At 65.5% G+C, this 13,342-nt stretch carries 7 protein-coding genes and 1 tRNA gene; 5 read left to right on the top strand and 3 right to left on the bottom strand.

Features of this window, described 5'->3' with window-relative positions:
* Positions 1-123: 123 nt before the first annotated feature.
* From CH274_RS03155 to CH274_RS03145, 3 genes are all read right to left on the bottom strand, one after another.
* Positions 124-1,575 (bottom strand): glutamate synthase subunit beta, encoded by a 1,452-nt coding sequence (locus CH274_RS03155; protein ID WP_045197790.1) that lies wholly within the window; start codon positions 1,573-1,575, stop codon positions 124-126.
* Complete coding sequence (gene gltB, locus CH274_RS03150; RefSeq protein WP_094646264.1) at positions 1,568-6,157, bottom strand: glutamate synthase large subunit; 4,590 nt, start codon at positions 6,155-6,157, stop codon at positions 1,568-1,570. The genes CH274_RS03155 and gltB overlap by 8 nt, the downstream gene beginning before the upstream one ends.
* A gap of 429 nt (positions 6,158-6,586) precedes the next feature.
* A tRNA-Leu gene (locus CH274_RS03145) sits at positions 6,587-6,672 on the bottom strand.
* Positions 6,673-6,879: 207 nt separating this feature from the next.
* On the opposite strand from CH274_RS03145, the gene CH274_RS03140 reads away from it, so the two are divergent.
* The 5 genes from CH274_RS03140 to CH274_RS03120 all read left to right on the top strand — a co-directional run bounded on the left by CH274_RS03140 (position 6,880) and on the right by CH274_RS03120 (position 13,335).
* Positions 6,880-8,331, top strand: coding sequence for a DUF3662 and FHA domain-containing protein (locus CH274_RS03140; protein WP_094656696.1), 1,452 nt, complete (start codon positions 6,880-6,882; stop codon positions 8,329-8,331).
* Between the two features lie 168 nt (positions 8,332-8,499).
* Positions 8,500-8,964, top strand: coding sequence for an FHA domain-containing protein FhaB/FipA (locus CH274_RS03135; RefSeq protein WP_032397005.1), 465 nt, complete (start codon positions 8,500-8,502; stop codon positions 8,962-8,964).
* Positions 8,961-10,400: a PP2C family protein-serine/threonine phosphatase gene (locus CH274_RS03130; RefSeq protein ID WP_032397004.1), complete on the top strand. Its 1,440-nt coding sequence runs from the start codon at positions 8,961-8,963 to the stop codon at positions 10,398-10,400. Before CH274_RS03135 ends, CH274_RS03130 begins: the two co-directional genes overlap by 4 nt.
* A complete protein-coding gene (locus CH274_RS03125; RefSeq protein ID WP_032397003.1) occupies positions 10,397-11,854 on the top strand; it encodes an FtsW/RodA/SpoVE family cell cycle protein in 1,458 nt (485 codons plus the stop codon). The genes CH274_RS03130 and CH274_RS03125 overlap by 4 nt, the downstream gene beginning before the upstream one ends.
* Positions 11,851-13,335: a peptidoglycan D,D-transpeptidase FtsI family protein gene (locus CH274_RS03120; RefSeq protein WP_032397002.1), complete on the top strand. Its 1,485-nt coding sequence runs from the start codon at positions 11,851-11,853 to the stop codon at positions 13,333-13,335. Before CH274_RS03125 ends, CH274_RS03120 begins: the two co-directional genes overlap by 4 nt.
* Positions 13,336-13,342 lie beyond the last annotated feature (7 nt).

Genomic DNA, 13,342 nt, shown 5'->3' with positions numbered 1-13,342 from the left:
GCCTACATGGTTAACGGACGTAACCGTGTGTCGAATGGCAGCGGACAGCAGACGAACTCGAAGTTGTGGACGGAATCGGACCTCGATTCGTCCACAACTTCGAGCTCGGCGGAGAAACGCGACTTACCGCTGCGGTGCCTGAGTGGGCACGATCGGCGCCGGTAGCGCCGTTGCTCCCTGCAGGAAGGTGTCGACGGCGGCCGCGCAGGACCGGCCCTCGGCGATGGCCCACACGATGAGCGATTGGCCGCGGCCCATGTCGCCGGCCACGAACACGCCGGGGACGTTGGTGACCCACTCGTTGGTGCGCTCGACGTTGCCGCGCTGGTTGAAGTCGACACCCAGGTCGGTCAGCAGGCCGCCCTTCTCCGGTCCGACGAATCCCATGGCGAGCAGAACCAGATCGGCTTCGAGGGTGAATTCACTGCCCTCGACCTTCTCGAACTTGCCCGCCTTGAACTCGACCTCGCAGGCCTCGAGTGCGGTGACCTTGCCGTCCTCGCCGACGAAACGCTCGGTGTTGACGGAGAAGACGCGTTCGCCACCCTCTTCGTGGGCCGAGGCCACCCGGTACATCAGTGGGTACGTCGGCCACGGGGTGGACGTCGCACGCTCCTCGGGCGGGCGGGCCATGATCTCGAACTGGTGGACGCTTTCTGCGCCCTGACGGTGCGAGGTGCCGAGGCAGTCGGCCCCGGTGTCGCCGCCGCCGATGATGACGACCTTCTTGCCCTCGGCGCTCACCGGCGGTGCGGCAAAGTCGCCCTGCTGGACGCGGTTGGCGTGCGGCAGGAACTCCATGGCCTGGTAGATGCCGTCGAGCTCGCGGCCCTCGATGGGCAGGTCGCGCCATGCGGTGGCGCCGCCGGAGAGGACCACGGCATCGAACTGCTCGCGCAGTTCGTCGGCCGAGATGTCGACGCCCACATCGACACCGGTGCGGAAGACGGTGCCCTCGGCCTCCATCTGCGCCAGGCGACGGTCGATGTGGCGCTTCTCCATCTTGAACTCGGGGATGCCGTAGCGCAGCAATCCGCCGATGCGATCTGCCCGCTCGAACACCGTGACGGTGTGCCCGGCGCGGGTGAGCTGCTGCGCTGCAGCGAGTCCCGCGGGTCCGGAGCCGACGACGGCGACGGTCTTGCCGGTCAGATGCGTCGGGTAGACCGGCGTGACCCAGCCCTCTTCGAAGGCCTTGTCGATGATCTCGACCTCGACCTGCTTGATGGTGACCGGATCCTGATTGATGCCCAGGACACACGCCGCCTCGCACGGGGCGGGGCACAACCGACCGGTGAACTCCGGGAAGTTGTTGGTGGCGTGCAGTCGATCGATGCTGTCGCGCCAGCGGTCCTTGAACACCAGGTCGTTCCACTCGGGAATCAGGTTACCCAGCGGGCAGCCGTTGTGGCAGAACGGAATACCACAGTCCATGCATCGACTGGCCTGCGTGCGCAGGGTGTCCTTCGAGAAGTCCTCGTAGACCTCTTTCCAGTCCATCAGGCGCAGGTCGACGGGGCGCCGCTTCGGCACTTCGCGAACCGTGTTCTTCAGAAATCCCTGTGGGTCACCCACGAGCTGCCTCCATGATCGCTTCGTCCACGTCCGCGCCGTTCTTCTCGGCTTCGGAAATGGCCAGCAGTACCTTCTTGTAGTCGCGAGGCATGACCTTCACGAAATGGTTCACCTGCTGTGACCAATCCGCGAGGATCCGCTCGGCCACCTCGGAGCCGGTCTGCTCCTGATGGCGGGTGACGATGTCCTTCAGCCAGGTGAACTCGTCACCTTCGAGCTCCTCGATGTCGACCAGCTCGGTATTGAGGTTGGCCTCGAAGGTCTTGTTCGGATCGAAGACGAACGCGACTCCGCCGGACATACCGGCACCGAAGTTGCGGCCCGTCGAGCCCAGGATGACGACCTTGCCGCCGGTCATGTACTCGCAGCCGTGATCTCCGACGCCTTCGACGACGGCAACGGCACCGGAGTTACGAACGGCGAAACGCTCGCCGACGACGCCTCGGATGAGAGCCTCACCGCTGGTGGCACCGAACAGGAACACGTTGCCACCGATGATGTTGTCCTCGGCGACGAATCCCTTCGGAGCATTCAGCGACGGACGCAACACCAGATGTCCACCGGAGAGTCCCTTGCCGACGAAGTCGTTGGCATCGCCGTTGAGTCGGAGCGTCATACCGGAGGGCACGAACGCACCGAAACTGTTGCCGGCCGAGCCGGTGAAGGTGATCTCGATGGTGTCGTCCGGCAGGCCGACGCCGCCGTACGCCTTGGTGACCTCGTGCCCCAGCATCGTGCCGACGGTGCGGTTGACGTTGGTGATCTTGGACTCGAACGCGACCTTCTCACCCCTGTCCAACGCATTGCGGCTGGCCGAGATGAGCTGCTGATCGAGAGCCTTGTCGAGACCGTGATCCTGGACGCCGGTGTTGTAGAGATTCTGGTTCATGAACGCCGACTCGACCTCTTCGAGGATCGGCGCCAGATCCAGCTTCGACGCCTTCCAATGCTCCTTGGCCGCGGTGGTGTCCAGCAGACCCACCTGACCGACGGCCTCGTCGAGCGTGCGGAACCCGAGCTCGGCCATGAGCTCGCGAACCTCTTCGGCGATGAACATGAAGAAGTTCTCGACGAACTCCGGCTTGCCTGCGAAACGCTTGCGCAGCAACGGATTCTGAGTTGCAACACCGACGGGGCAGGTGTCGAGGTGGCACACGCGCATCATGATGCAGCCCGAGACGACGAGCGGAGCGGTGGCGAAACCGAACTCCTCGCCGCCGAGCAGAGCGGCCACCATGACGTCGCGGCCGGTCTTGAGCTGACCGTCCACCTGCACGACGATCCGATCGCGAAGCCCGTTGAGCAGCAACGTCTGCTGCGTTTCGGCCAACCCGAGCTCCCACGGTCCACCCGCGTGCTTGACCGACGTCAGCGGCGTCGCGCCGGTGCCGCCGTCGTGGCCCGAGATGAGCACCACGTCGGCGTGCGCCTTGGACACACCGGCGGCGACCGTTCCGACGCCGACCTCGGAGACCAGCTTCACGTGAATGCGGGCCTGCGGGTTGGCGTTCTTGAGGTCGTGGATCAGCTGCGCGAGATCCTCGATGGAGTAGATGTCGTGGTGCGGCGGCGGCGAGATCAGGCCGACGCCGGGCGTCGAATGCCGAACCTCGGCGACCCACGGGTACACCTTGTGCGCCGGAAGCTGGCCGCCCTCACCGGGCTTGGCTCCCTGCGCCATCTTGATCTGGATGTCGGTGCAGTTGGTCAGGTAGTGCGAGGTGACGCCGAAACGTCCCGACGCGACCTGCTTGATGGCACTGCGTCGCCAATCCCCGTTCTCGTCCGGCTCGAACCGCGAGACGTCCTCGCCGCCCTCACCTGAGTTCGAGCGCCCGCCGAGACGGTTCATCGCGATGGCGAGGGTCTCGTGCGCCTCGGCCGAGATGGAGCCGTAGCTCATCGCGCCCGTGGAGAAACGCTTGACGATCTCGCTGGCCGGCTCGACCTCGTCGATCGAAATAGCCTGTCGCTCTTCGGTCTTGAAGCGGAACAGACCGCGCAGCGACGCGAGGCGCTCGGACTGGTCGTCGACCATCTTCGTGTATTCCTTGAAGATGTCGTACTGACCGGTGCGAGTGGAGTGCTGCAGCTTGAACACCGTGTCCGGGTTGAAGAGGTGGTACTCCCCTTCGCGACGCCACTGGTATTCGCCGCCGGTTTCGAGCTCGCGGTGCGCACGCTCCTGACGGTTGTCCAGGTACGCCACCGCGTGCCGCGCTGCGACGTCGTCGGCGACCTGATCGAGATCGATACCGCCGAGGTGGCTGTTGAGGCCGGTGAAGTACTCGTCGACCAGTTCCTGCGAGAGGCCGATGACCTGGAACAGCTGAGCTCCGGTGTACGACGCGAGAGTGGAGATGCCCATCTTGGACATCACCTTGAGCACACCCTTGCCCGCGGCCTTGATGTAGTTGGCGACGGCCTTGTCGAACTCGATGTCGGTGAGGGCACCGCGCTCGATCATGTCCTCGATCGACTCGAACGCCATGTACGGGTTGACCGCTGCCGCACCGAATCCGATGAGCAGAGCCATGTGGTGCACCTCGCGGGCGTCACCGGCCTCGATGATGAGGCCGACCTTGGTGCGGGTCTTCTCGCGGACGAGGTGATGGTGCACCGCGGAGGTGAGAAGCAACGACGGGATCGGAGCGAGCTTCTCGCTGGACTCGCGGTCCGAGAGCACGATGATCCGCGCGCCACCGGAGATGGCGGCCGAAACCTGAGCGCGGATGGCCTCCAACGACTTTCGCAGACCTTCACCGCCCTCGGAGACGGGGTAGAGACCACGCACGACCACCGAGCGAAGTTCTTCCTGCGTGCCCTCGTCGTTGATGTGAACGAGCTTGGCGAGGTCGTCGTTGTGCAAAATCGGCTGCGGAAGCACGATCTGCTTGCAGCTCTCGGCACCCGGGTTGAGCAGATCGCCCTCGGGTCCGATGGTGCCGCCGAGGCTGGTGACGATCTCCTCGCGGATGGCGTCGAGTGGCGGGTTGGTGACCTGCGCGAACAGCTGCGAGAAGTAGTCGAACAGCATCCGCGGACGAGCCGACAGCACGGCGATCGGGGTATCGGTACCCATGGAACCGATGGCCTCGGCACCGGACTTCGCCATCGGCGAGACCAGCACGTTCAATTCCTCGGTGGTGTACCCGAAGATCTGCTGACGGATGAGCACGCGGTCGTGCGGCATGTGCACGTGCGGACGCTCGGGCAGGTCGTCGATCGAGGTCAGGCCCTCGTCGAGCCACTGCTGGTACGGATGCTCGGCGGCGAGCTCGTCCTTGATCTCGTCGTCGGAGACGATGCGGCCCTGCGCGGTGTCCACCAGGAACATGCGGCCCGGCTGCAGGCGAACCTTGCGGACGACCTTCGACGGATCGATGTCGAGCACGCCGACCTCGGAGGCCATGACGACCAGACCGTCGTCGGTGACCCACAGCCGGCTCGGGCGCAGGCCGTTGCGGTCGAGAACCGCACCGATGACGGTGCCGTCGGTGAAGCACACCGAGGCCGGTCCGTCCCAGGGCTCCATCAACGAGGAGTGGTACTTGTAGAACGCCCGACGTGCGGGGTCCATGGACTCGTGCCGCTCCCAGGCCTCGGGAATCATCATCAGTACGGCGTGGGGCAGGCTGCGGCCGCCGAGATGCAACAGCTCGAGCACCTCGTCGAAACGTGCTGTGTCACTTGCTCCGTGGGTGACCACGGGGAAGATCTTCTCGAGAGCCTCGGAGCCACCGAACACGTCGGAGGTGATGAGTGCCTCGCGGGCGCGCATCCAGTTCTCGTTGCCGGTGGCGGTGTTGATCTCGCCGTTGTGGGCGACGCGGCGGAACGGATGTGCCAGCGGCCACGACGGGAACGTGTTGGTGGAGAAGCGCGAATGCACAAGTCCCAGTGCGCTTTCCACACGCTCGTCCTGCAGGTCCAAGTAGAAGCCCTTGAGCTGAGGCGTCGTCAGCATGCCCTTGTAGACGAACGTCTGCGAGGACAGCGACGGGAAGTACACGGTTTCGCGGCCGGGGCCGTCCTTGCCCGCGCCCTCTTCGCCCAGCTCGTGCTCGACGCGCTTGCGGATGACGAACGCGCGCCGCTCGAGGTCGAGGTCGGTGACCGACGCGTCGGGGGCCGCGAGGAACAGCTGACGGAAGGTCGGCATCGCGTCGCGCGCCAGAGCTCCGAGGGAGGAGTCGTCGGTGGGGACCTCACGCCAACCCAGAACCGACAGGCCCTCGCTCTCGACGATGCGCTCGACACCCTCGCAGGCACGCGCGGCATCGCTGCGGCCCTGGGGAAGGAACGCGACACCGGTCGCGTACGCGCCGGCAGCGGGGAGCTCGAAATCTACGACGGCGCGGAAGAACGCGTCCGGAACCTGGATCAGAATGCCCGCACCGTCACCGGTGTTCGGTTCGGAGCCGGCAGCACCGCGGTGCTCGAGGTTGACCAGTGCGGTGATCGCCTTCTCGACGATGTCGCGACTGCGTCGACCGTGCATGTCCACCACGAACGCGACACCACAGGAGTCGTGTTCGTTGACGGGATCGTAGAGGCCTTGCGGGCCCGGAGTGTGCTTCATACCTAGCCTTCGGATAAGTCCAGCCTTGATACTCGTCGGCGACGGTGTGGTGTAACCGGCTGCACGAACGGCCTGCGGTGCGTCCTCGCCGTTGAAGCAGCACCTGTCGATCGTCGACGCTTTCCCCTGCACGAGCGGGTGAGCTCATGGTAGAAAAGTGAGGGTCTCGACGGATCCGGCCGTGGTGAGGCCGATCCAACTACGAACGATAAGTCAGCACCTGGGTGCCCCCGCAAATAAGGTAAGCCTATTATGGGCTTTCACCTGCGAATTCTCGTACACGAGACGCCATCGAGACCGGGTACTGGACCACCCGGCCGACATCGGCCGAGAATCACACGCCTGTAGGACGATTCGAGGAACGGGCCGCGAAGAAACCGACCCGAAAGAAACTACTGGCCGCAGCGATCGAATCAGCTGCGGCCAGTGTGGTGGGCGGAGGGGGACTTGAACCCCCACGTCCCGAAGGACACTGGCACCTGAAGCCAGCGCGTCTGCCATTCCGCCACCCGCCCGGGTAACGGCGAGAACACTAACACGCACCATGCCGCGCTCGAAAATCGCCGCGTCGAGCAGCCGGGAGCCGACCGCGGCGAGCAGTCCCCGTCGGCGGCACCGTATATCATGCTTGCAGCGCGACTTCGTGATGACACGCGGCCGTCGCGTCCTGCACACCAGCAGGCACCACACGGTGGAAGAACACAGTGAGAGGAGGGGTCACGATGGGCATCGTTCAACGTTTCGAACGCAAGCTCCAAGGCGCTGTCGGCGACGTCTTCGCCCGCGTGTTCGGCGGAGGCGTCGTACCGGCGGAGGTGGAGGCAGCGCTCCAGCAGGAAGCGTCGGATCTGGTTCGGCCCCTGGACGGCGGGCATCTGCTGGCACCCAACAGCTACGTCATCACCATCAACAGCTCGGACCACGACGAGCTCGCCGGCGACCGAGAACTCACGGTCAAGGCGTTCTCACGCCATCTCGACGATTACATCCGCGATCAAGGCTGGCAGACCTACGGCGACGTGGTGGTTCGATTCGAGCCCTCGCCCACCCTGCACACCGGACAGTTCCGTGCCAGTGGCTCGGTCGATCCCGATGTGGGACGATCGGCGACTGCTGGCCGCAACGCGCAGCAGGGTGCCTCGGCCCCGAAGAACGTATCGGCTCCGCCGGCACCCAGTCCCGTCCCTTCAGCTACGCAGCGACCGTCTGCCCCACCGATGTCGATACCAGGAGCCGGCCACATGACGCAGAACCCAGGCTACGACCCGCAGCGCGATCCCGCGGACGGCCATCGTCCCGATCCGCGCACGCGCAACGGTTACGCCGGTGGCCAGGATCCGCGCTACCCCGCACGTGAGCAGAACGGGTACGACGCCCAGGCCTACGCGCCTGCCGATCACGATCCGCGCTACGACCAGCAGCCGTACAACGGTGGCTACGACGAGCAGTCGTACCCCGAGCAGGGTCAGGCCTACAGCGCGGCCGGCCAGGAACAGGGCTACGACCCCAACGCCTACGGCGCGCCCGGCGGCCAGGATCAGGGCTACGGTGCCCAGGGTTACGACGCGCAGGGGTACGACGGCCAGGCCTACGACGCGCAGGCCTACAACGCGCAGGGCTACAACGGCCAGGGCTACGATTACAACGCCGCCGAGCAGGGTGCCGCGTACTCCGAGGCCCCCTACCAGGAGCAGGCGTACAACGACCCGGCCGGCCGGTATGCCGAGCCTCAGGCCGCCGGATATCAACAGCCCGGCTACCAGCAGCCCGGCTACGACTACCCGCCTGCACCGGCCGCCTACGGCCGTGGCTACCCGCAGGGTGCGGGCGACCGCGGGGACGGTTACGGCTACGACCAGCCCGCCTCGTACGCAGGGCGGAGCCAGGCGCTCGCCGCCACGCTGCAACTGGAGGACGGCAGCGGCCGCTACTTCCAGCTCCGTGACGGTCAGAACATCATCGGCCGTGGCCAGGATGCACAGTTCCGGCTCCCCGACACCGGTGTCTCGCGTCGACACATCGAGATCCGGTGGGACGGCCGCGTGGCCATGCTCTCCGACCTCGGTTCCACCAACGGCACCACCGTCAACGGCGCTCCGGTGCAGGACTGGCAGTTGGCCGACGGCGACGTCATTCGGGCCGGTCACTCCGAAATTCTGGTTCGGATCGTCTGACGATCGACGTGGGCTCGGGTGGGGGTTCGACTCGCACTCTCGTCCACCCGTATGTCGTCGACACGAGCTGCTTCACCCTATGATGCTGCGAGGCAACCATGTCTGCCGCGCCGCGACTTTGCGCGTGTGCGGAACACGGGTCGATTGCGAAGGAGGAGGTGAATCGTCGTGCAGGGATTGATTCTGCAACTGACAAGGGCGGGCTTCCTGCTCTTGCTGTGGTTCTTCGTCTGGGCCGTCCTTCGCACCTTGCGCAGTGACATCTATGCGGCCGCAGGCATGCGAGTGCCTCCTCGCTACTCCGGCGGCTCGAAAGTTCTCCCGTCGTTCAACAAGCAGAAGGTGGCCAAGTACCTCGTGGTGACCCAGGGCGGTCTCGCCGGAACGCGCATATCGCTCGGCACGCAGCCCGTCCTCATCGGGCGAGCGGACGACTCCACTCTCGTTCTGACAGACGACTACTCGTCGACGCGGCATGCGCGCATCTCGCCCCGCGGCGGAGATTGGTACGTCGAAGACCTCGGCTCGACCAACGGCACCTACCTCGACCGCGCGAAGGTGACCACCGCCGTTCGCGTCCCCCTGGGAACCCCTGTCCGCGTCGGCAAGACCGTGATCGAGTTGCGCCCGTGACCCTCGTCCTTCGCTATGCCGCCCGCAGTGATCGCGGTCTGGTTCGATCCAACAACGAGGACTCCGTGTACGCCGGGGCTCGCCTACTGGCGTTGGCCGACGGCATGGGCGGTCACGCCGCCGGTGAAGTGGCCTCGCAGTTGATGATCGCGGCATTGGCTCATCTCGACGACGACGAGCCCGGCGAGGATCTGCTGGGCAAGCTCGAGGCGGCCACCCGCGAAGGCAACGCGTCCATCGCAGATCAGGTCGAGGACGAACCCGAGCTCGACGGCATGGGGACCACACTGACCGCAATCCTGTTCGCGGGCAAGCGAATCGGACTGGTACACATCGGCGATTCGCGTGCGTACATGCTGCGCGACGGCTCGCTCACCCAGATCACCCGAGACGACACCTTCGTTCAGTCTCTCGTCGACGAAGGCCGCATCACCGCCGAGCAGGCGCACACACATCCGCAACGGTCCTTGATCATGCGTGCCCTCACCGGCAACGAGATCGAGCCGACGCTCACCGTTCGGGAAGTGCGCGCAGGCGATCGATATCTGCTGTGCTCCGACGGCCTCTCGGACGTCGTGAGCGACGAAACCATCGAGAACACGCTGAACGAGGGCGAGACGGGACCCTGCGCCGACCGACTGATCGAACTCGCGCTTCGCAGTGGCGGGCCGGACAACGTGACGGTCGTCGTCGCCGATGTGATCGACCTCGACTACGGACAGAGCCACCCCATCCTCGGCGGTGCCGCCAGCACCGAAGACGAGGAGGACGCCCCTCCGCCCAACACCGCAGCAGGGCGCGCCGCAGCGATGCGTCCCCCCCGTACGACGCCCAAGCGCGTCACCGCTCCGGTTGTCGCACCGGAGAAGAAATCGCACAAGCTGCGCTGGACACTCATTGCCCTGACGCTCATCGTTCTCGCCGGAATCGGTGCGGTGGTGGCCAATTCGATCATCAAGGGCAATTACTACGTCGGTGCCGACAACAGCAAGGTGACCGTGCTGCGCGGGCTGCCCGGCTCGGTGCTGGGGTACTCGCTGCAGAGCGTCGAACTGATCGGCTGCCTCGACGACGACGGAGCCGTCACGTTGACCGCGCCGGATGCCGCCCCGGCGGACTGTGTTCCGTTCGAGATCGACGATCTTCTGCCTGCTGCACGTGAGCAGGTCACGGCCGGGTTGCCGTCGGGATCTCTCGACGATGCGCGCGGACAGGTCGAGCGGTTGGCCTCCGGGGACCTGCTTCAGGTCTGCGAGACCGAGCCGGTCGTGACCACGACCGTCGAACCGACTCCGACGGCGATCATCCCGCCGCCCGCCGCCCCGCTGCCGCCCACGGTCGAACCCACTCCTGAGGCAGCACCGACCACCACAGCGGTGCCGACACCGACGGTTCCGCAAATTCCCGGCCAGAACTGCAGGACCGGTACTCGATGAGTTCCAATCCGTCCGCGGGAGGATCCTTTCCGAGTCCGCCCGAAGGGTTCGCGCCCGCGCCGGTTCAATCCAACCGGCGCGGCATCGAACTGCTGTTGCTCGGCGCTGCCGTTCTGATCACCACGATCTCCTTGGTTCTGGTCGAAGCCAGTCAGGAACAGACCATCACCTGGGATCTGGCGAAGTACGCGGTGGCGTATCTCGCGCTGATGACGGTGGCGCACCTGGCGGTACGCCGTTTCGCGCCCTACGCGGATCCGTTGCTGTTGCCGATCGTGGCGTTGCTCAACGGACTCGGTCTGGTGCTCATTCATCGCCTCGATCTGGCCGACGAGCAGCAGGCCCAGTATCTCGGCAACCCCATTCCGTCCCCCGATGCCAACCAGCAGGTGCTGTGGACGACGCTGGCCATCGCCGGGTTCGTCGCTCTGCTGGTGCTGCTACGCGATTACCGCACCCTGGCTCGCTACGGCTACACCGTCGGACTCGCCGGACTGGTGCTCCTGGCCATCCCGGCCATGCTGCCGTCGGCATTCTCCGAGGTCAACGGATCGAAGATCTGGATCCGACTCCCCGGCTTCAGTATTCAGCCCGGTGAGTTCGCGAAGATCCTGCTGCTCATCTTCTTCGCTTCACTGCTGGTGGCCAAGCGCGAACTGTTCACCGTCGCCGGCAAGCACTTCCTCGGAATGGACTTCCCACGGGCACGCGATCTGGGGCCGATCCTGGTCGTCTGGATCGTCTCGGTCGGTGTACTCGTGTTCGAGAAGGACCTCGGTACGTCGTTGCTGATCTTCGGAACCGTCCTGGTGATGATCTACATCGCCACCGAACGCGTCGGCTGGTTGATCATCGGATTCGGGCTGTTGCTCGTCGGATTCCTGTTCGCGTATCAGGTCTTCGGCCACGTCAAGATCCGCACCGACACCTGGCTGCACCCGTTCGACGACTACAACGACACCGGCTACCAGATCGTCCAGTCCATGTTCAGCTTCGCCACGGGCGGGTTGGCCGGCACCGGGCTCGGCAGCGGTCGCCCGTCCCAGGTCCCGTTCGCCAAGACCGACTTCATCATCGCGACGGTCGGAGAGGAACTCGGCCTCATCGGCCTGACCGCGGTCCTGATCCTGTACTTGCTGTTCATCATTCGCGGCTTGCGTACCGCGCTGGCCGTCCGCGACAGCTTCGGCAAACTGCTGGCCGCAGGTCTGTCGTTCACCATTGCCATCCAGCTGTTCGTCGTCGTCGGCGGCGTCACCAAACTCATCCCACTGACCGGCCTCACCACGCCGTATCTGTCCTACGGAGGATCGTCGCTTCTCGCCAACTACCTGCTCCTCGCGCTGCTGATCAAGATCTCCGACGCAGCCCGTGAGCCGGCAACGCCCAAGAAGAAGCCCGCTCCCGCAGCGCCCATCGCGGAGGCACCCACCGAGATGGTGAAGCGCGCATGAACACTCCCCTGCGCCGCGTCTCCATCGCCGTGATGGTCATGGTCGTTGCGTTGCTCGCAAACGCCACCTACCTCCAGGTCATCAAGGCCGACGATCTGCGCACCGACCCCAGGAATTCGCGAGTACTGCTCGACGAGTACTCGCGCCAGCGCGGTCAGATCTCGGCAGGCGGCCAGGTACTCGCGTCCTCGGTCCCGACCGACGACCGCTACAAGTACCTGCGCACCTACCCGCAGAATTCGATCTCCCCCGCCAGCCCGCAGGCCAACGCGCCGATCACCGGCTACTACTCGATGCTGTACTCGAGCAGTGGCCTCGAACGCGCCGAGGATCCCGTCCTCAACGGATCCGACGACCGGCTCTTCGGCGGACGCCTGTTCGACCTCATCTCGGGCCGAGATCCCCGCGGCGGCAACGTCGTCACCACCATCGACCCCGTCGTTCAGCAGGTCGCGTACGACCAGCTGACCGCCAAGGGATACACCGGTTCGGTAGTGGCCCTCGACCCCGCCACCGGCAACATCCTGGCCATGGCCAGCACCCCCAGCTACGACCCGAACCTGTTGGCCAGCCACGACGGCAGCACCACCACCGAAGCGTGGGAGAACCTGAGCAACGATCCCGAGAAGCCGATGGTCAACCGGGCGATCTCGCAGACCTACCCACCCGGATCGACGTTCAAGGTGATCACCACCGCAGCCGCACTCGAAGCGGGCGCGACACCGGACGATCAACTCACGGCCGCGTCGAACATCACGTTGCCGGGGACATCGACGACACTGGAGAACTACAACGGGTCGACGTGCGGCGGTGGCCAGACGGCAACCCTGCGCGAAGCGTTCGCACGCTCGTGCAACACCGCCTTCGTCGAGCTCGGCATCGACACCGGGGTCGACAGGATGCGTGAGACCTCCGCGGCATTCGGCATCGGTGAGGACTCGACCATTCCGCTCACCGTCGCCGACAGCACCATCGGGCCCATCGACGACGACGCCGCGCTCGGCCAATCCAGCATCGGCCAGCGCGACGTGGCGCTGACCCCGCTGCAGGACGCCGTCATCGCCGCCACCGTAGCCAACGGCGGCGTGCGAATGGCCCCGAACCTGGTGCAGCAGCTGCAATCTCCCGACCTGTCGGACCTGTCGAGCTACCAGCCCAAGGCCATGGGCGAGGCGATCAGCTCGGCGACCGCGGCGACGCTGACCGATCTGATGATCGGCTCCGAGAACAACACCAGCGGCGAAGGCAAGATCCCCGGCGTCCAGATCGCGTCGAAAACCGGTACCGCAGAACATGGTTCCGACCCGCGCAACACCCCACCGCACGCGTGGTACATCGGATTCGCACCCGCCGACGACCCCAAGGTCGCCATCGCCGTCATCGTCGAGGACGGTGGCGACCGAGCTCTCGCCGCAACCGGTGGATCCGTGGCCGCCCCCATCGGGCGAGCCGTCATCGCAGCCGCATTGCAGGGGAGGTGAACGTACG

The organism is Rhodococcus sp. 06-418-5, assembly GCF_002258285.1.
In the GTDB taxonomy this organism is placed as follows: domain Bacteria; phylum Actinomycetota; class Actinomycetes; order Mycobacteriales; family Mycobacteriaceae; genus Rhodococcoides.
This window is presented reverse-complemented; position numbering and strand designations above follow the sequence as displayed.